Origin of the sequence: Pseudomonas sp. FP2300 (genome assembly GCF_030687595.1) — a bacterium.
In the GTDB taxonomy this organism is placed as follows: Bacteria; Pseudomonadota; Gammaproteobacteria; order Pseudomonadales; family Pseudomonadaceae; genus Aquipseudomonas; species Aquipseudomonas bijieensis.
In genome coordinates this window covers 1,320,971-1,340,866 of record NZ_CP117440.1, presented here as the reverse complement: position 1 = coordinate 1,340,866, position 19,896 = coordinate 1,320,971, and the positions used below count along the sequence as shown (strand labels likewise).

Annotated in this window: 16 protein-coding genes; 1 reads left to right on the top strand and 15 read right to left on the bottom strand. The window is 60.7% G+C overall.

Going from position 1 to position 19,896, the window contains the following annotated elements; all coding sequences use genetic code 11:
• The first annotated feature begins 25 nt into the window (after positions 1-25).
• Positions 26-922: a LysR substrate-binding domain-containing protein gene (locus PSH86_RS05800; RefSeq protein WP_109756627.1), complete on the top strand. Its 897-nt coding sequence runs from the start codon at positions 26-28 to the stop codon at positions 920-922.
• Between the two features lie 153 nt (positions 923-1,075).
• Here the strand turns inward: PSH86_RS05800 and ispD are convergent, their stop codons facing one another.
• The 15 genes from ispD to bamA all read right to left on the bottom strand — a co-directional run bounded on the left by ispD (position 1,076) and on the right by bamA (position 19,872).
• Positions 1,076-1,783: a 2-C-methyl-D-erythritol 4-phosphate cytidylyltransferase gene (gene ispD / locus PSH86_RS05795; protein WP_109756628.1), complete on the bottom strand. Its 708-nt coding sequence runs from the start codon at positions 1,781-1,783 to the stop codon at positions 1,076-1,078.
• A complete protein-coding gene (gene ftsB, locus PSH86_RS05790; protein WP_025212129.1) occupies positions 1,780-2,058 on the bottom strand; it encodes a cell division protein FtsB in 279 nt (92 codons plus the stop codon). Before ftsB ends, ispD begins: the two co-directional genes overlap by 4 nt.
• 171 nt (positions 2,059-2,229) lie before the next feature.
• A complete protein-coding gene (gene eno / locus PSH86_RS05785; RefSeq protein WP_072408299.1) occupies positions 2,230-3,519 on the bottom strand; it encodes a phosphopyruvate hydratase in 1,290 nt (429 codons plus the stop codon).
• A gap of 162 nt (positions 3,520-3,681) precedes the next feature.
• Positions 3,682-4,527, bottom strand: coding sequence for a 3-deoxy-8-phosphooctulonate synthase (gene kdsA, locus PSH86_RS05780; protein WP_063322754.1), 846 nt, complete (start codon positions 4,525-4,527; stop codon positions 3,682-3,684).
• A 4-nt stretch (positions 4,528-4,531) separates the two neighbouring features.
• Complete coding sequence (locus PSH86_RS05775) at positions 4,532-6,163, bottom strand: CTP synthase (protein ID WP_109756629.1); 1,632 nt, start codon at positions 6,161-6,163, stop codon at positions 4,532-4,534.
• 274 nt (positions 6,164-6,437) lie between these two features.
• A complete protein-coding gene (gene tilS, locus PSH86_RS05770; RefSeq protein ID WP_163855167.1) occupies positions 6,438-7,763 on the bottom strand; it encodes a tRNA lysidine(34) synthetase TilS in 1,326 nt (441 codons plus the stop codon).
• A gap of 149 nt (positions 7,764-7,912) precedes the next feature.
• Complete coding sequence (locus PSH86_RS05765) at positions 7,913-8,860, bottom strand: acetyl-CoA carboxylase carboxyltransferase subunit alpha (protein WP_047701999.1); 948 nt, start codon at positions 8,858-8,860, stop codon at positions 7,913-7,915.
• A 149-nt stretch (positions 8,861-9,009) separates the two neighbouring features.
• The gene (dnaE, locus tag PSH86_RS05760; protein ID WP_109756631.1) at positions 9,010-12,531 is read right to left on the bottom strand and encodes a DNA polymerase III subunit alpha; all 3,522 of its coding nucleotides are present in this window, start codon (positions 12,529-12,531) and stop codon (positions 9,010-9,012) included.
• A gap of 249 nt (positions 12,532-12,780) precedes the next feature.
• Positions 12,781-13,440 (bottom strand): ribonuclease HII, encoded by a 660-nt coding sequence (rnhB, locus tag PSH86_RS05755; protein ID WP_116831572.1) that lies wholly within the window; start codon positions 13,438-13,440, stop codon positions 12,781-12,783.
• Positions 13,437-14,567 carry a lipid-A-disaccharide synthase gene (lpxB, locus tag PSH86_RS05750; RefSeq protein WP_116831571.1) on the bottom strand — a complete coding sequence of 377 codons (1,131 nt, stop codon included), beginning with the start codon at positions 14,565-14,567 and terminating at the stop codon, positions 13,437-13,439. Before lpxB ends, rnhB begins: the two co-directional genes overlap by 4 nt.
• Positions 14,568-14,569: 2 nt before the next feature.
• A complete protein-coding gene (gene lpxA / locus PSH86_RS05745) occupies positions 14,570-15,346 on the bottom strand; it encodes an acyl-ACP--UDP-N-acetylglucosamine O-acyltransferase (protein WP_109756634.1) in 777 nt (258 codons plus the stop codon).
• Positions 15,343-15,783, bottom strand: a complete 441-nt coding sequence (gene fabZ / locus PSH86_RS05740; protein WP_003184897.1) for a 3-hydroxyacyl-ACP dehydratase FabZ — start codon at positions 15,781-15,783, stop codon at positions 15,343-15,345. Before fabZ ends, lpxA begins: the two co-directional genes overlap by 4 nt.
• A 105-nt stretch (positions 15,784-15,888) precedes the next feature.
• Positions 15,889-16,944: a UDP-3-O-(3-hydroxymyristoyl)glucosamine N-acyltransferase gene (gene lpxD / locus PSH86_RS05735; RefSeq protein WP_116831570.1), complete on the bottom strand. Its 1,056-nt coding sequence runs from the start codon at positions 16,942-16,944 to the stop codon at positions 15,889-15,891.
• A 3-nt stretch (positions 16,945-16,947) separates the two neighbouring features.
• The gene (locus PSH86_RS05730; protein ID WP_003184901.1) at positions 16,948-17,451 is read right to left on the bottom strand and encodes an OmpH family outer membrane protein; all 504 of its coding nucleotides are present in this window, start codon (positions 17,449-17,451) and stop codon (positions 16,948-16,950) included.
• Positions 17,452-17,496: 45 nt separating this feature from the next.
• Complete coding sequence (bamA, locus tag PSH86_RS05725; RefSeq protein WP_116831569.1) at positions 17,497-19,872, bottom strand: outer membrane protein assembly factor BamA; 2,376 nt, start codon at positions 19,870-19,872, stop codon at positions 17,497-17,499.
• Positions 19,873-19,896: the final 24 nt, after the last annotated feature.

Sequence of the window (19,896 nt, the reverse complement as noted above, 5' to 3'; positions counted from 1 at the left end):
TTATTGCTGTACAGGGATAATCGTTATGTCCGACAACCGCTGGGAAGGGATCGACGAGTTCGTCGCCGTGGCCGAATGCAGTCAATTCACCGCCGCAGCCGAACGTCTTGGGGTTTCGTCTTCCCATATCAGTCGACAAATCGTACGGCTGGAAGAACGCCTTCAGACACGGTTGCTCTACCGCAGCACCCGCCGGGTCACCCTCACCGAGGCCGGGCAGACTTTTTTGCAGCACTGCCAGCGCCTGCAGGATGGCCGCGAGGAAGCGTTGCGAGCGGTGGGCGATCTCACCAGCGAACCCAAGGGCATGCTGCGAATGACCTGCGCCGTGGCCTATGGCGAACGGTTTATCGTGCCGCTGGTGACGCGGTTCATGGGCCTTTATCCACAGTTGCGGGTGGATATTGAACTGAGCAACCGCCCACTGGACCTGGTTCATGAAGGACTGGACCTGGCCATACGCCTGGGTCGTTTGCAGGACTCGCGCCTGGTCGCTACGCGTCTGGCACCCCGGCGCATGTACTTGTGTGCTTCACCTTCTTATCTGGAACGCTATGGCCGACCCCATAGTTTGTCGGAACTGAGCCGCCACAATTGCTTGATCGGCAGTTCCGACATTTGGCAGTTAGAGCAGAACGGGCGGGAATTTTCCCAGCGGGTACAAGGAAACTGGCGCTGCAACAGTGGGCAAGCGGTGCTCGATGCGGCGCTGCAAGGGGTCGGGTTGTGCCAACTGCCGGATTATTACGTGCTGGAACATCTGCACAGCGGCGCGTTGATCTCGCTGCTGGAGGCTCATCAGCCGCCGAATACGGCGGTGTGGGCGCTATATCCGCAGCAGCGGCATCTGTCGCCGAAGGTGCGCAAGTTGGTGGATTACTTGAAGGAGGGATTGGCGCAGCGACCGGAGTATCGAGGGTAGCACTGGTTTTTCGGGTTGTCTGAGCGATTGCTATCGCGAGCAGGCTCGCTCCCACATTGGATCTTCAGTGCCTGCAAATTTTGTGTACAGCCAAGATCCCTTGTGGGAGCGAGCCTGCTCGCGATGGCGATTCAGGACGTGCCGCATCTCTGGTTAATGCCGATTCGCCCAGCGCTGGCGCAACCACTCCAGATCTTCCGGCCGAGTGACCTTGATGTTATCGGCCCGCCCTTCGATCAACCGTGGCGCCTGCCCCGCCCATTCCATGGCGGACGCTTCGTCGGTAATCAGCGCATCCGCCACCAGGCTATCGGCGAGGGCCCGATGCAAGGCGCCGAGGCGGAACATCTGTGGCGTGTAGGCTTGCCAGATCACACTGCGATCAACGGTTTCCAGCACGCGGCCCTGCTTGTCGACACGCTTGAGGGTATCGCGCGCCGGGACGGCCAGCAGGCCGCCGACCGGGTCGTTCGCCAGTTCACTGAGCAATGTATCCAGGTCATCCCGGGCCAGGTTGGGCCGGGCGGCGTCATGCACCAGCACCCAATCGTAATCGTCGGCACCCTGTTCGTGCAGATGCAGCAAAGCATTGAGCACGGAGTCCGAACGCTGCTCGCCACCGTCCACGCGCTGGATGCGCGGGTCGTTGGCGCAGGCCAGGGTCGGCCAGTAAGGATCATCGTGGGCAACGCTGACCACCACGCCTTTAACGGTCGGGTGATCGAGGAAACAGCCAAGGCTGTGTTCGAGAATTGTGCGCCCGCCCAGTTGCAAGTATTGCTTGGGACGGTCCGCAGCCATACGGGCACCGACGCCCGCGGCAGGAATCACGGCCCAGAAGGCCGGCAAACGGATACTCATTGGGCCAACTGGTAGAGGGTTTCACCCTCCTTGACCATGCCCAGTTCATGGCGAGCCCGCTCTTCAACGGTCTCCATGCCTTTTTTCAACTCGCTGACCTCAGCGTCCATCACCCGATTGCGCTCCAGCAATGCTTCGTTTTCCGCATGCTGATCGGCTATTTGCTGAGTCAGGTCGGCCACTTGCGCCAGACTGCCATTGCCCACCCACAGGCGGTACTGCAGGCCGGCCAGCAACAGGAGCAAGACAAGAAACAACCAATTGGGACTGCGCATCGAATATCAGGTATCCAGTGAAAAAAGACAGCCATGCCAAACTTTGAAACGTCTGATAGCACGAAGCCTGGAAAAACCAGGCTTGTGCTTGATAAGGCATCAGATTAGAAGCAAAACCGCCGCCAAGGCGACCTTTTCGACACAATCCGCTGTCTTTTTACCATTTACTGCTTAGCCGCGAAACTCGGCGCGACCGTTGTACTTGGCCTTGCCGTTCAACTGCTCTTCGATACGCAGCAGTTGGTTGTACTTGGAAACGCGGTCGGAACGGCACAGCGAACCGGTCTTGATCTGGCCCGCCGCAGTGCCCACGGCCAGGTCGGCGATGGTCGAATCTTCGGTTTCGCCGGAGCGGTGGGAGATCACGGCAGTGTAGCCGGCGGCCTTGGCCATCTGGATGGCTTCCAGGGTTTCGGTCAGGGTGCCGATCTGGTTGAACTTGATCAGGATCGAGTTGGCAATCTTCTTGTCGATGCCCTCTTTCAGGATCTTGGTGTTGGTCACGAACAGGTCGTCACCCACCAGCTGGGTTTTCTCGCCGATCTTGTCGGTGAGGATTTTCCAGCCAGCCCAGTCGGATTCGTCCAGACCATCCTCGATGGAGATGATCGGGTAACGCTCGGTCAGGCCCTTGAGGTAGTCGGCGAAACCTTCGGCGGTGAACACCTGGCCTTCGCCAGACAGGTTGTATTTACCGTCTTCGAAGAACTCACTGGCGGCGCAGTCCAGGGCCAGGGTCACGTCGGTGCCCAGCTTGTAGCCAGCGTTGGCCACGGCTTCGGAGATCACTTTCAGCGCGTCTTCGTTGGAGGCCAGGTTCGGAGCGAAACCACCTTCGTCGCCAACAGCGGTGCTCAGGCCACGGGCTTTGAGCACAGCCTTGAGGTGATGGAAAATCTCGGTGCCCATGCGCAGGCCTTCGGAGAAGGTCTTGGCGCCAACCGGCTGCACCATGAATTCCTGGATGTCGACGTTGTTATCGGCGTGCTCGCCACCGTTGATGATGTTCATCATCGGCACCGGCATCGAGTAGACGCCCGGGGTACCGTTGAGGTTGGCGATGTGGGCGTACAGCGGCAGGTCCTGGTCCTGGGCAGCGGCCTTGGCAGCGGCCAGGGATACGGCGAGGATCGCGTTGGCGCCCAGGGTGGCTTTGTTTTCAGTACCGTCGAGCTTGATCATTGCGTGATCGAGGGCTTTCTGGTCGGCAGGATCCTTGCCCAGCAACAGCTCACGGATCGGACCGTTGATGTTGGCGACGGCTTTGAGCACGCCCTTGCCCAGGTAACGGCTCTTGTCGCCATCACGCAGCTCCAGCGCTTCGCGCGAGCCAGTGGAAGCACCGGACGGCGCGCAGGCGCTGCCGATGATGCCGTTGTCGAGAAGCACGTCCGCTTCGACAGTGGGGTTGCCACGGGAGTCGAGAACTTCACGACCTTTGATGTCGACGATTTTTGCCATTGTTGTAAACACTCCAAAGTTGACGAAAACGCTGTGGGAGCACGGCTTGCCGGCGATGGGGACCTCAAGGACGCCATCGCTGGCAAGCCATGCTCCCACAAGAGCAGTGCGGCCAGCGGGCCAGAGCGATAATCGAGCGGTACTCTACCGGAGAAAACCGCGTTACGCGGTTTCTATCGTCGGAAAACTCTTGACCAGCTCATCCAATGCCTTGAGCTGAGACAGGAAAGGTTCCAGCTTGTTCAAGCGCAAGGCACAAGGGCCGTCGCACTTGGCGTTGTCCGGATCGGGGTGGGCCTCGAGGAACAGACCGGCCAGGGACTGGCTCATGCCAGCCTTGGCCAAGTCGGTGACCTGGGCGCGACGACCGCCGGCGGAGTCGGAGCGACCGCCCGGCATCTGCAAGGCGTGCGTCACGTCGAAGAGCACCGGGTATTCGAACTGCTTCATGATGCCGAAGCCGAGCATGTCCACCACCAGGTTGTTGTAGCCGAAACTCGAACCACGCTCGCAGAGGATCAACTGGTCATTGCCGGCTTCTTCACACTTGCTCAGGATGTGTTTCATCTCCTGGGGCGCGAGGAATTGGGCTTTCTTGATGTTGATCACCGCACCGGTCTTGGCCATCGCGACCACCAGGTCGGTCTGGCGCGACAGGAAGGCCGGCAACTGGATGACGTCGCAGACCTCGGCGGCGACCGCGGCCTGGACTGGCTCGTGGACGTCGGTGATGATCGGCACGCCAAAGGCTTGCTTGATGTCCTGGAAGATCCGCATGCCTTCTTCCAGGCCCGGGCCACGGTAGGACGTCACGGACGAGCGGTTGGCCTTGTCGAAGCTGGCCTTGAAGACATAAGGGATACCCAGTTTCTGGGTGACCTTCACGTATTCCTCGCAGACCTGCATCGCCATGTCGCGGCTTTCCAGCACGTTCATGCCGCCAAACAGCACCATGGGCTTGTCGTTGGCAACCTCGATGTCGCCGACACGAATGATCTTCTGGGCCATCGTCTTATGCCTTTTTCTGGTGTTGAGCCAAAGCGGCTTTCACGAAACCACTGAACAGTGGATGACCGTCCCGTGGCGTCGAGGTGAACTCGGGGTGGAATTGGCAGGCGACGAACCATGGATGATCCGGCGCCTCGACCACTTCCACCAACGCGCCGTCACCGGAACGACCGGAGATCTTCAGGCCGGCCTCGATCAGTTGCGGCAGCAGGTTGTTGTTCACTTCGTAGCGATGACGGTGACGCTCGACGATCACATCCTTGGCGTAGCAATCGTGCACCTTGGAGCCGGCTTCGAGCAGGCAATCCTGGGCGCCGAGGCGCATGGTGCCGCCCAGGTCGGAAGCTTCGGTACGGATTTCCACGGCACCGGTGGCGTCTTCCCACTCGGTGATCAGGCCCACGACCGGATGGCCGCTGGCACGGTCGAACTCGGTGGAGTTGGCGTCTTTCCAGCCCAATACGTTACGGGCGAACTCGATGACCGCCACTTGCATGCCCAGGCAGATACCCAGGTAAGGCACCTTGTTTTCGCGAGCGTACTGCACGGCCGTGATCTTGCCTTCCACGCCCCGCAGGCCGAAGCCGCCCGGCACGAGGATCGCATCGGCGCCCTCGAGCAGGCCGGTGCCCTGGTTCTCGATGTCTTCGGAATCGATGTAGCGCAGGTTGACCTTGGTACGGTTGCTGATACCGGCGTGACTCATCGCTTCGATCAGCGACTTGTAGGCGTCCAGCAGTTCCATGTACTTGCCGACCATGGCGATGGTGACTTCGTGTTCCGGGTTGAGCTTGGCATCGACCACGGCATCCCATTCGGACAGGTCGGCGCCAGCGCACTGCAGGCCGAAGCGCTCGACGACGAAATCGTCCAGGCCCTGGGAGTGCAGGATGCCCGGGATCTTGTAGATGGTGTCGGCGTCTTCCAGGCCGATGACCGCGCGCTCTTCAACGTTGGTGAACTGGGCGATCTTGCGACGCGAAGAAATGTCGATCGGGTGATCGGAGCGGCAGATCAGCACATCCGGCTGCAGGCCGATGGAACGCAGTTCCTTGACCGAGTGCTGGGTTGGCTTGGTCTTGGTTTCACCCGCGGTGGCGATGTACGGCACCAGCGTCAGGTGCATCAGCATCGCGCGCTTGGCGCCGATCTCGAAACGCAACTGGCGGATGGCTTCGAGGAACGGTTGCGACTCGATGTCGCCCACGGTGCCGCCGATCTCGACCATCGCCACGTCGGCATCGCCAGCACCCTTGATGATGCGGCGCTTGATTTCGTCGGTGATGTGCGGGATGACCTGGATGGTCGCGCCCAGGTAGTCACCACGGCGCTCTTTGCGCAGCACGTGTTCGTAGACACGGCCGGTGGTGAAGTTGTTGTTCTGGGTCATGGTCGTGCGGATGAACCGCTCGTAGTGGCCCAGGTCCAGGTCGGTCTCGGCGCCGTCATGGGTGACGAACACTTCACCGTGCTGGAACGGGCTCATGGTGCCCGGGTCAACGTTGATGTACGGGTCCAGCTTGAGCATGGTGACCTTAAGTCCCCGCGCCTCCAGGATGGCCGCCAATGAAGCCGAGGCAATGCCTTTCCCCAATGAAGAAACAACACCGCCCGTGACGAATATGTAGCGCGTCATGAAAAACCCTAGAAGTCTGCGTTAAAGCGGTCCGAGCCGCCGGGGAAAGCGAAGGAAGGCCGAAGCCCCCGATCACCTGCATTAATCACAGTGCACCTTTCAAAAAAACCGCCGCGTTGGGACAGACCGGAAGTGAAATCACCGGTACGTTGCTCGCTACACATTTTTTGGAATCGCCCAGCAAAGACTGCTTGGTAATCGGCAACTCCTGCAATTCAGGCGAATCCACAGAAGTTGTATCAAGAAGGGAGCGTAGTCTACCGGAAAGCCCCTTTCAGCTCAAACCCAGATCTTGGCTTCCTGGCGTCCAGATCAATTGCCAACTGCCATCAACCGGCGCATCGAGCCCGGCCAGGTTGGCCACCGCCAGCAATTGCTCGCCCTGATACAGCAGCGGCAATCGGCCGCGAACGAACGCCGGCACGCCCTTTTCATTGAGCAAACGCTTGAGGTCACGATGACCACGACCCGGTAACGCCATCACCTCGCTGCCTTGACGATAGCGCACGCAAAGCGGTCCCGCAGGTGGCTTGCCGTTGAGTGCCACCCGACCATTGCCCGGCAAGTACAGCGCAACCACCGGATCCGCCCAGCCGACGGCGCCTGACACCGGACATAGCCAGTGGTCGGATAACCACCAGACCCGCCCGGCGGCCCGGCGCAACTCACCACCGGCCAGCCGCCAGATCGGCCGGGCATCGTCTGCGGCATCGCGCAACGAATCCCAGCCCGACCAGTGATCGCTGTCGGGCAGCAGGGTCATCGGCGCCAACCAATGGCTCAACGCGTTACGCTGACGGGCCGGCGACAACGCCCGCAAAGGCGCCAGCGCCAGGGATTGCAGACCAAGCCAATCGAACGCGTCCGGGGGCGCGGCCTGGGCCAGGTCGATCCGCGCCAGATCATCCAGCAAACCTTGGGCTTCGCCCATGTGCGCAGCGCTGCGGGCCAGGGTCGCCGAAGCTTGCGGCCATTGCTCGGCCAGCACTGGAAAAACCCGTTGGCGCAGATAATTGCGCGCGTAACGGTGGTCGTCGTTGGAGGGATCTTCGATCCAGCTCAAGCCTTGTTGCGTCGCATAGGCCTCCAGCTCAGCGCGGGACACGTCGAGCAGGGGTCGCAGCAAACAGCCCTGGCCCAGCGGACGCTGCCTCGGCATCGCCGCCAAGCCCCTCACCCCTGCCCCACGCAGCAAACGAAACAACAGGGTTTCGGCCTGGTCGTCGCGGTGCTGGGCGGTAAGCAGCACTTCATTGCTGCGGAGCGCCGCCACGAAGGCACCATAACGAGCGTCCCGGGCAGCGCGCTCGATGCTGGCGCCGGGCTGGACTTGCACGCTCACTACCTCAAGCGGTACTCCAAGCGCGTTGCAGACCGAACGACAATGGTCCGGCCATGCATCGGCCACAGCCTGGAGGCCATGATGGATGTGGATAGCACTCAGGGGCGGCAGGGTTTGGGTTTTTGCCAGGGACGCAAGCAGGTGCAGCAGGACGGTGGAATCGAGGCCGCCGGAGAAGGCGATGCGCCAGGTAGCGGCGTTGCGCCAGGGGGATAGCTGTGTGAGGAGCCGGGTGGGCAGGTCGATGCTTGTGTTCATGGGTATCAGCCTTGGCACAAATCAAATGTGGGAGCGGGCTTGCTCACGAAGGCGGTGAATCAGTCAACACATGGGTTGAATGTTAAACCGCTTTCGCGAGCAAGCCCGCTCCCACACTGGCCCCCACAACTGCTGGAAGCTTGGTCAGATCAGAGACCGTAGCTCATCAACCGTTCGTAACGACGAGCCAGCAGCGCGTCGTTGTCGAACTTCTTGAGCATCGACAGTTGCGAACTCAGCTCGGCACGGATCAGTGCCGCGGCCGCAGCCGGGTCACGGTGGGCACCGCCCACTGGCTCGTTGATCACTTTGTCGACGATGCCCAGGCCTTTGAGACGCTCGGCAGTAATGCCCATGGCTTCAGCCGCGTCCGGCGCCTTCTCGGCGGTTTTCCACAGGATCGAGGCGCAGCCTTCCGGCGAGATCACCGCATAAGTGGAATATTGCAGCATGTTCAGTTGATCGCAGACCCCGATGGCCAGCGCACCGCCCGAACCGCCTTCGCCGATCACAGTGGCGATGATCGGGGTTTTCAGGCGAGCCATGACCCGCAGGTTCCAGGCAATCGCCTCGCTCTGGTTGCGCTCTTCGGCGTCGATGCCCGGGTAGGCGCCCGGTGTATCGATGAACGTCAGGATCGGCATCTTGAAGCGCTCGGCCATTTCCATCAGGCGACAGGCCTTGCGGTAGCCTTCCGGACGCGGCATGCCGAAGTTGCGGCGTACCTTCTCGCGCACTTCACGGCCTTTCTGGTGACCGATCACCATCACCGGCTGGTCTTCCAGGCGGGCGACACCGCCGACGATCGCGGCGTCGTCGGAGAAGTGACGGTCGCCATGCAACTCATCGAACTCGGTAAAGATGTGCTCGATGTAGTCCAGGGTGTAGGGACGACGTGGATGACGCGCCAGGCGGGCGATCTGCCAGCTGGTCAGCTTGCCGAAGATGTCTTCGGTCAGCGTGCGGCTTTTGTCCTGCAGACGAGAGATTTCATCGCCGATATTCAGCGAATTGTCATTACCGACCAAGCGCAACTCTTCGATCTTGGCTTGCAGGTCGGCGATCGGCTGTTCGAAATCTAGAAAATTCGGGTTCATAGGCGTCCGTCTTGGGTCGACGTCCAAGAGAGCTTGGGCCGGCCGGTTGTCTATTCGCGCCTACCTTAAGGGAGAGGCGCGTTCAGGTCGAGATTAAAAATTCGGGTCGAGATCAGGGGCATTCCGGTTTCAAGAATGGCCCCTGGCCGTCAACGGTATTGGAGGAAGACGTTGTCTTTGCCGAACTGGTCACGCAAGGCTTGAATCAACGCATCCGCCGGATCGATTCGCCAGCCCTCGCCGAACTGCAGCACAGCCTTGGCATCGGGGCGCACGTACTCCATGGTGATCGGGCAGGCACCGCGATGGCGCTTGAACAATTCGCCCAACCAGCGTAGCTGATCGCCCTTGAGATCCTGGGTCTGCAACTTCAGGCGCAGGCTCTCGGCCAGGTTGGTACGGGCATCTTCCATGCTCATCACCCGCTTGACCCGCAGCCGCAGGCCACCGGAAAAGTCATCATTGCTGACCTCGCCTTCCACCACCACCATCGCGTCGGTCTGCAGCAGCGATTGCGCCGAGTGGAACGCATCGGCGAACAACGAAGCCTCGATGCGCCCGGAGCGGTCGTCGAGGGTGATGAAGCCCATCTTGTCGCCCTTTTTGTTCTTCATCACCCGCAGGGCGATGATCATGCCGGCGACGGTCTGCGTATCGCGAGCCGGCTTGAGGTCGATGATGCGCTGGCGGGCGAAGCGGCGGATCTCGCCTTCGTATTCATCGATCGGGTGCCCGGTGAGGTACAGCCCCAAGGTGTCTTTCTCACCCTTGAGGCGTTCCTTGAGGGTCAGTTCCTTGGCCTTGCGATGGTTGCCGTAGACATCGGCGTCCTCTTCGACGAACAGCCCGCCAAACAGGTCGGCGTGACCGCTATCGTGGGTGCGGGCGGTCTGTTCGGCGGCCTTGATCGCTTCTTCCATGGCTGCCAGCAACACCGCGCGATTGCGGTCGATGTTGGCCTGGTAGGCCTTGGGCTCATCCTGGAAGTACGGCCCCAGGCGGTCCAATGCCCCGCTGCGGATCAAACCGTCGAGGGTGCGCTTGTTGATGCGCTTGAGGTCGACCCGGGCGCAGAAATCGAACAGGTCCTTGAACGGCCCGTCCTGGCGCGCTTCGGTGATGGCCTCCACCGGGCCCTCGCCCACGCCCTTGATCGCACCGAGACCGTAGATGATGCGACCTTCGTCGTTCACCGTGAACTTGAACTCCGAAGCGTTCACGTCCGGTGCGTCGAGGCGCAGCTTCATGGTCCGCACTTCTTCGATCAAGGTCACGACCTTGTCGGTGTTGTGCATATCCGCCGACAGTACCGCGGCCATGAACGGCGCTGGATAATGGGCCTTCAGCCACGCGGTCTGGTAGGACACCAGGCCATAGGCGGCGGAGTGGGATTTGTTGAAGCCGTAGCCAGCGAACTTTTCCACCAGGTCGAAGATGTTACCGGCCAGGTCCGCATCGATACCGTTGTTCGCGCAACCTTCAATGAAACCGCCACGCTGCTTGGCCATTTCCTCGGGCTTTTTCTTACCCATGGCTCGGCGCAGCATGTCCGCACCACCGAGGGTGTAGCCGGCCATCACCTGGGCAATCTGCATCACCTGTTCCTGGTACAGGATGATGCCGTAGGTCGGCGCCAGCACCGGCTTGAGGCCGTCGTACTGGTAGTCGGGATGCGGATACGCCAGTTCGGCGCGACCGTGCTTACGGTTGATGAAGTCGTCCACCATGCCCGACTGCAACGGGCCCGGACGGAACAGGGCCACCAGTGCGATCAGGTCTTCCAGGCAGTCGGGCTTGAGCTTTTTGATCAGCTCTTTCATGCCCCGGGATTCGAGCTGGAACACCGCCGTGGTTTCGGCTTTTTGCAGCAGGCTGTAGGTCGGCTTGTCATCCAGCGGGATGAAGGCGATGTCCAGCGGCTCTTCGCCGACCTTGGCCCGGTCACGGTTGATGGTCTTCAGGGCCCAGTCGATGATGGTCAGGGTCCGCAGGCCGAGGAAGTCGAACTTCACCAGGCCCGCCGCCTCGACGTCATCCTTGTCGAACTGGGTCACCAGGCCGTCGCCCTCTTCGTCGCAATAGATCGGCGAGAAGTCCGTCAGCTTGGTCGGCGCGATCACCACGCCCCCGGCGTGTTTACCGACGTTACGCACCACGCCTTCGAGCTTGCGTGCCATCTCCCAGATTTCCGCGGCTTCTTCATCGACCTTGATGAAGTCCCGCAGGATTTCTTCCTGCTCGTAGGCTTTTTCCAGGGTCATGCCGACTTCGAACGGGATCATCTTCGACAGACGATCCGCCAAACCGTAGGACTTGCCCTGCACCCGCGCCACGTCGCGCACCACAGCCTTGGCGGCCATGGAACCGAAAGTGATGATCTGGCTCACCGCGTTGCGACCGTATTTCTCGGCCACGTAGTCGATCACCCGGTCGCGACCGTCCATGCAGAAGTCGACGTCGAAGTCGGGCATGGACACCCGTTCCGGGTTGAGGAAACGTTCGAACAGCAGGTCATATTCCAGCGGATCGAGGTCGGTGATCTTCTGTACGTAGGCCACCAGCGACCCGGCGCCCGACCCACGGCCAGGGCCCACCGGCACGCCGTTGTTCTTGGCCCACTGGATGAAGTCCATCACGATCAGGAAGTAACCGGGGAACCCCATCTGGATGATGATATCCAACTCGAAATTCAAGCGGTCGACATAGACCTGGCGCTTGGCTTCATAATCTTCAGTGGTGTCTTTGGGCAGCAGGACGCTGAGGCGTTCCTCCAGGCCGTCGAAGGACACTTTGCGGAAATACTCGTCGATGGTCATGCCATCGGGAATCGGGAAGTTGGGCAGGAAGTGCTTGCCCAGCTTCACTTCGATGTTGCAGCGCTTGGCGATCTCGACGGTGTTTTCCAGCGCCTCGGGCAGGTCGCTGAACAACTCGGCCATTTCCTCGGCGCTCTTGAGGTATTGCTGGTCGCTGTAGTTCTTTGGACGTCGCGGGTCATCGAGGGCGCGACCTTCACCGATGCAGACACGGGTTTCGTGGGCCTCGAAGTCTTCCTGCTTGATGAAGCGCACGTCGTTGGTCGCCACCAGCGGCGCGCCGATCTTGTCGGCCAGGGCCACGGCGGCATGCAGGTGCTCTTCGTCGTTGGGACGATTGGTGCGCTGCACCTCGATGTAGAAGCGGTCCGGGAACACCGACATCCAGTCACGGGCCAGGGTCTCGGCTTCCTCGGGGTTGCCACTGAGCAGGGCCAGGCCGATTTCACCTTCCTTGGCCGCCGACAGCATGATCAGCCCTTCGCTGGCCTCGGCCACCCACTCGCGCTCGATGATGATCGAACCATTGCGCTGGCCGTCGATAAAGCCACGGGAGATCAGCTCGGTGAGGTTGCGATAACCCACGGCGTTCATCACCAGCAGGCTGATACGGCTCAGCGGGGCATCCGGGTCCTTGTTCGACAGCCACAGGTCGGCCCCACAGATCGGCTTGATCCCGGCACCCATGGAGGCCTTGTAGAACTTGACCAGCGAACACATGTTGTTCTGGTCGGTGACCGCCACGGCAGGCATGTTCATGCCCACCAGGGTCTTGACCAGGGGCTTGATCCGCACCAGACCGTCGACCAGGGAGTATTCAGTGTGCAGGCGTAGATGAACGAATGAAGCCGGCATAGTGATCCTGCGTTAAGTCATGAAAACAACAAGGCCCGGATTGTACCGGGCCTTGGGTAAAACATCAGCCTGCAACCCATGTTGTTCACTTGAGAGATTGAATCCGTGGCGAGGGGAGCTTGCTTGTGGCGAGGGAGCTTGCTCCCGTTTGGGTGCGTAGCACCCACACCTGCAATTGCAATTTCACCCAGGGGGCTGCGGCGCAGCCCAGCGGGAGCAAGCTCCCTCGCCACAAAAGCGGTGTTGCCCTTAAGACACAGGGCACTGGCTGCTGACGATCAGACCTTCACGCGCTTCATAAGCCAGCCGCACCGGCGCGAACGAACGCCGGTGGATCGGCGTTGGCCCCAGGCGCGCCAGGGCTTCCAGATGAACGGGGGTTGGATAGCCTTTGTGACTGCCGATGCCATAGCCCGGGTAGATCAGCTCGAAGGCGCTCATTTCCCGATCGCGGCTGACCTTTGCCAGGATCGAGGCCGCCGCGATGGCCGGTACCTTGCCGTCGCCCTGGATGACCGCTTCGGCGCGCATCGACAGTTTCGGGCAGCGATTGCCATCGATCATCGCCAGCTTCGGCGTGATATGCAGCCCCTGCACGGCACGCTGCATGGCGAGCATGGTGGCGTGCAGGATATTGAGTTCATCGATTTCTTCGACTTCGGCCCGGGCGATGCACCAGCTCAGGGCTTTCTCGCAGATCTCGTCGTAGAGTTTTTCCCGACGAGCCTCAGTGAGTTTCTTCGAATCGTTGAGGCCAAGGATCGGCCGCTTCGGGTCGAGAATCACCGCCGCCGTCACCACTGCGCCGCACAATGGGCCACGCCCCACCTCATCGACACCGGCCACCAGCTCTTCCACTTCGGCAACCAGGTTGAAGTCCAGGCCCATCTGTAGCTTCGAGTTACTCATGGTTTTGCGCCGATCAGGGTCAGTACTGCGTCTGCGGCCTGGTTGGAGGCATCGCGACGCAGGGTACGGTGGATTTCGTCAAAGCCCCGGGTCTGCTCCTCACCGCCGTCGAGCAAGGGCGACAGCGTGTTGGCCAACGCCTCGGCGGTCGCTTCGTCCTGCAGCAGCTCCGGCACCAACAGGCGCTGGGCCAACAGGTTCGGCAAGGAAACGTAGGGACTCTTGACCATGCGCTTGAGAATCCAGAACGTCAGCGGTGCCAGGCGATAGGCGACCACCATCGGGCGTTTATACAACAATGCCTCAAGGGTAGCAGTACCGGAGGCAATCAACACCGCATCGCAAGCCGCCAGCGCTTCATGGGAACGGCCGTCGAGCAACGTCACCGGCAAATCGCGGCCGACCAGCAGCGCTTCCAACTGAGCCCGGCGCTGTGCACTGGCACACGGCAAGACAAAACGCACACCTGGGCGCAGCGCCCGAAGGCGTTCGGCGGCGTCAAAGAACAAGCCACCCAGGCGACTCACCTCGCCGCCCCGACTGCCGGGCATCAAGGCCACCAGAGGCCCTTCGGGCAGGCCCAACGCCTGGCGAGCCGCATCGCGGTCGGCTTCCAGGGGAATGGTATCGGCCAGGGTGTGCCCGACGAACCGCACCGGTACGCCCTTCTCTTCGTAGAACCGGGCTTCGAACGGCAGCAACGTCAACATCAGGTCGCAGCCTTCGCGAATCTTCAGCACCCGCTTCTGCCGCCAGGCCCAGACCGACGGGCTGACGTAGTGCACGGTCTTGATCCCGGCCTGACGCAACTTGAGTTCGATATTGAGGGTGAAATCCGGGGCATCGATGCCGATGAACACATCCGGCTTTTCATCGATCAGGGTCTGGATCAGCTTCTTGCGTCGGGCCAGCAGCTCGCGCAGGCGACCGAGCACTTCCACCAGCCCCATGACCGACAAACGCTCCATCGGAAAATAGGACGTCAGCCCCTCGGCCTCCATCAACGGCCCGCCGACACCGATGAATTCGACCGCCGGATGCTGCGCCTTGAGCGCCCGCATCAGACCGGCGCCCAGAATGTCACCGGAAGCCTCTCCCGCCACCAGTGCAACACGCAAGTTAGCCATGGTCAGCGAGTGATGCCGCGGGTCGAAGACTGGATGGAGTCGCGGAAGATCGCGACTTCCGGGTACTGCGTCGAGGCCTCGGCCAGTTCGGCGAGCGCCTGCTCGACCGTCAGGCCCTGGCGATACACGACCTTGTAGGCACGACGCAGCGCCGTAATCGCCTCTTCGCTGAAACCACGACGACGCATACCTTCGAAGTTCATGCTTCGGGCTTCGGCCGGGTTACCGAACACCGTGACATAGGCCGGGACGTCCTTGCCAATGGCCGTGCCCATGCCAGAGAAGCTATGGGCGCCGATATGGCAATACTGGTGCACCAGGGTGAACCCGGACAGGATCGCCCAATCATCCACGTGCACATGGCCAGCCAGCGCGGTGTTGTTGACCAGGATGCAATGGTTGCCGATCACGCTGTCATGGCCGATGTGCGCATAGGCCATGATCAGGTTGTGGTCGCCCAGGGTCGTTTCGGAACGATCCTGAACGGTGCCACGGTGAATCGTCACGCCTTCACGGATCACGTTGTGATCGCCGATGACCAGACGGGTCTCTTCACCTTTGTATTTGAGATCGGGCGTATCCTCGCCTACCGAAGAAAACTGGTAGATGCGATTGTGACGACCAATCCGGGTCGGGCCCTTGAGCACTACGTGGGGACCGATCACCGTACCCTCGCCGATTTCCACACCTGCGCCGACAATCGACCACGGGCCGACCTCGACATCGGCGGCCAGGACGGCCGTCGGATCGATGATTGCGCGAGGGTCAATCAAACTCATAGCTTGCGTTCCGCACAGATGATTTCAGCGGAACAGACTGGCTTGCCGTCGACCGAAGCCTGGCATTCGAATTTCCAGATCTGGCGCTTGCAACTGATGAACTTGGCTTCGAGGATCAACTGATCGCCCGGGGTGACCGGCTGACGGAAACGCAGCTTGTCGGAGCCGACGAAGTAATAGAGCGTGCCGTCGGCAGGCTTTACGTCGAGCATTTTGAAACCAAGGATCCCGGCAGCCTGAGCCATTGCCTCGATGATCAGCACGCCCGGCATGATCGGATGCGCGGGGAAGTGGCCATTGAAGAACGGCTCGTTGATGCTGACATTCTTGTAGGCGCGAATGCGCTTGCCTTCAACGTCCAGGTCCACCACCCGATCCACCAGCAGGAACGGGTAACGGTGAGGCAGGTATTCGCGAATCTCGTTGATGTCCATCATTTCGGGGGGAAGCCTATGTAAAGATTGGGAGCGCACGAGTGACGCGCACTCCGCTAGCAAATCAAGAAGCCCTAACGGCTGTGCACACTTGATATGGAAATGGTATCAGCCATCTGATGAAGCATTACCGCCAGGGGTCACGTCCCCTACACGCTTTTCCACCTGCTTGAGGCGCCGCGCGATGTCATCGAGCTGGCGGATACGGGCCGCGCTCTTGCGCCATTCGGCTGCCGGTTGCATGGCCGTACCGGAAGAATAGGCACCCGGCTCGGTAATCGAGTGGGTCACCATGGTCATCCCGGTCAGGAACACGTTGTCACAGATATCGATATGCCCCACCAACCCCACGCCACCGGCGAGCATGCAGTGCTTGCCGATCCTGGTGCTGCCGGAGATGCCCACGCAGGCCGCCATGGCGGTGTGATCACCGACCTGGACGTTGTGGGCGATCTGGATCTGGTTGTCGAGCTTGACGCCATTGCCGATGACCGTGTCGGCCAGGGCACCACGGTCGATCGCGGTGTTGACGCCGATCTCCACATCATCGCCAACGGTGACGCCACCAATCTGGGCGATCTTTTGCCAGATGCCTTTTTCGTTGGCGAAACCGAACCCTTCACCGCCCAGCACTGCGCCGGACTGAATCACGACCCGCTTGCCGATGCGCACATCGTGGTACAGGGTGACGCGTGGCGCCAGCCAGCCGCCTTCGCCGATCTCGCTGCGCGCGCCGATGACACAATGGGCGCCCAGCGTAACGCCGGCACCGATTCGGGCCGCGCTTTCGATGACCACGAACGGACCGACGCTGGCCGTGGGATCGACCACGGCATCCGCCGCAATCACTGCGCTGGGATGAATACCAGCAGCCGACTTGGGCTTGGGGTCGAACAGGTGGGAGATTCGTGCATACGCCAGGTACGGATCAGGCACGATCAGGGCATCGCCGGCAAACCCATCGGCATCAGCGGCCTTGAGCAACAGCGCGGCAGCCCGGCTGTCGGCCAGGTACTTGCGGTATTGGGGATTTGCCAGAAAGCTCAACTGAGCTGGGCCAGCCTCTTGCAAAGTGGCTAGCCCAGTAATTGCCTTCTCCGGGTCGCCACGCAGGGTGGCGCCGAGGAACTCGGCCAATTGGCCGAGCTTGATAGTCGCTGTCATGGATTACTTCAGCTGATTCATGCGCTCGATCACCTGGCGCGTGATGTCGTATTGAGGCTTGACATCGATCACTGCGCCACGCTCGAACACCAGGTCAAAACCACCTTTCTTGATGACTTCTTCCACGGCGCTGTCGAGTTTCGGCTTGAGTTGCTTGAGCATTTCGCGGTCAGCAACGGCTTTCGCTTCGTTCAGCTCCTTGGACTGGAACTGGAAGTCACGGGCCTTTTGCTTGAATTCAAGCTCCAGACGCTCGCGCTCGCCCTGGGCCATCTTGTCGCCACCGGCTACCAGACGATCCTGGATGCCCTTGGCGCTGCTTTCCAGGCCCTTGAGCTTGGTCAGTTGCGGGCCGAACTTTTTCTCCGCATCCACGGCGTATTTCTTCGCCGCGTCGGACTCCAGCAAGGCCATCTGATAATTCAGCACGGCGATCTTCATGTCGGCAAAAGCCGGACCTGCGACCAGTACGGTCGCCAGGAGAACCAATTGAGTCAACTTACGCACGATGTACTCCTACAAAATCCATTGTCGTTATCTTGGGCCAGATACTTAGAACGTCTGGCCGAGGGAGAATTGGAACACTTGGGTTTCAGCGTCATCCGGTTTCTTGATCGGCATTGCCAGCGCGAAACTCAATGGACCCAGCGCGGTGACCCAGGTCACGCCCACACCAACGGAACTGGCCATGTTGCTCAGGCTGATGTCGTTGCACTGTGTGTTGGACCTGGTGCCGTTGGCGTTAGTGGTGTCGCTGCACTTGGAGTCGAATACGTTACCCACGTCCCAGAATACCGAGGTACGCAGGGAGCGTTGATCCTTGACGAACGGCATCGGGAACAAGACCTCGAGGCCACCCTGGATCAGTACGTTGCCGCCGAACGGTAGTGGATCCTGGTCCGGGTCGGCAATTGTGCCTGGGTTGTTGCCTCGGCTCGGCGTACTGCGCGGGCCCAGGGTACTGTCCTTGAAGCCACGTACCGAGTTGAAACCACCGGCGTAGTAGTTCTCGTAGAACGGCAGGCCATCGGTCGAACCGTAGCCGTCACCATAGCCCAGTTCAGTGTGCAGGCGCATGGTGTAGTTATCAGACAGCGGCTGGAACAACTGGCCACGGTAGTCGAGCTTGAAGAACGACAGGTCGCTGCCAGGAGTGGTGGTTTCGAACACCAGGCTCTGGGAATGGCCACGGGTCGCCAACACACCTTTGTTCAGGGTCGACTCGGACCAGCCGGCGGACGCCTTGAAGTTCAGGTAGCTGTCGCCTTCCTTGTTAACGAAATCGAAGATCTCGTCGACGGTGTAGCGACCGGTGTTGATCTTGTCCTGCTGGGCAGTCAGACCGAACGTCAGGCGCGAAGTCTCGCTGATCGGGTAGCCCACGTTGGCGCCGACACCGTAGCTGTCCACCGCGTAGCTGGAGATATCGGAATCAAGCTCGTCATAGTCGGTGGTGCGATAGAAGGCGTTGTAGCCCAGGCTCACACCGTCGGCAGTCCAGTAGGGGTCCACGAAGCCGAAGTTGTAGCGGGTCTGGTACTCACTGCGGGTCAAGCCGATGCTGACCTTGTTACCAGTACCCAGGAAGTTGTTCTGGGTGATCGAGCCACCGAGGATCAGGCCGGCGCTCTGGGCGAAACCGACACTGGCGGTGATCGAGCCGGAAGCCTGCTCCTCGACGCTGTAGTTCACGTCGACCTGGTCATCGACGCCCGGTACGGCCGGCGTCTCGACGTTGACTTCCTTGAAGAAGCCCAGGCGCTCGAGGCGGGTCTTGGACTGGTCGATCAGGTAGGTCGAAGCCCAGCCACCTTCCATCTGGCGCATTTCACGGCGCAGCACTTCGTCCTCGGACTTGGTGTTGCCACGGAAGTTGATGCGGTTGACGTAGGCACGCTTGCCCGGGTCCACGGCGAAGGTGATGTCGACGGTATGGTCTTCATCGTGGGGCTGTGGCACGCCGTTGACGTTGGCGAAGGTGTAGCCCTCGTTACCCAGGCGGCGGGTGATCAGCTCGGACGTGGTGGTCATCAGCTTGCGCGAGAACACCTGGCCCTTCTGCACCAGCAACAGCGACTTGACCTGGTCTTCGGGGACCTTCAGGTCACCGCTGAGCTTGACGTCACGAACGGTGTATTTTTCGCCTTCGTTGACGTTGACGGTGATGTAGACGTGCTTCTTGTCCGGGGTGATGGACACCTGGGTCGAAGCGATGTCCATGTTGATGTAGCCACGGTCCAGGTAGTAGGAACGCAGGCGCTCCAGGTCACCGGAGAGCTTTTCACGGGCGTACTTGTCGTCGTTCTTGAAGAACGACAGCCAGTTGGTGGTCTTGAGTTCGAACAGGTCGATCAGGTCTTCATCCGGGAAAACCGTGTTGCCCACCACGTTGATGTGCTGGATGGCCGCCACGGTGCCTTCGTTGATGTTGACCTTCAGGCCGACGCGGTTGCGCGGCTGCGGCACCACTTCGGTGTCGACAGTGGCCGAGTAGCGGCCCTGGGCAACGTACTGGCGTTGCAGCTCGTTACGCACACCTTCGAGGGTGGCGCGCTGGAAGATCTCGCCTTCGGCCAGGCCGGATTGCTTGAGGCCCTTCATCAGGTCTTCAGTGGAGATCGCCTTGTTGCCTTCGATCTCGATACTGGCGACCGAGGGACGCTCGACAACGGTGATGACCAGGACATTGCCGTCACGGCCCAGTTGGATATCTTGAAAGAAGCCGGTCTTGAACAGCGCACGAGTGGATTCCACCAGGCGCCGATCATCCGCCTGCTCGCCGACGTTCAACGGCAAGGCACCAAAGACGCTACCCGCGGAGACCCGCTGGAGGCCATTGACGCGAATATCAGAGATAGTGAAGGACTCGGCGTGAACTTCGGCGATCATCAATACGGTGAGAACCGCAGTTAGCAGCAGACGTTTCATGAAGTCCTTTCTTATTCCAACTGG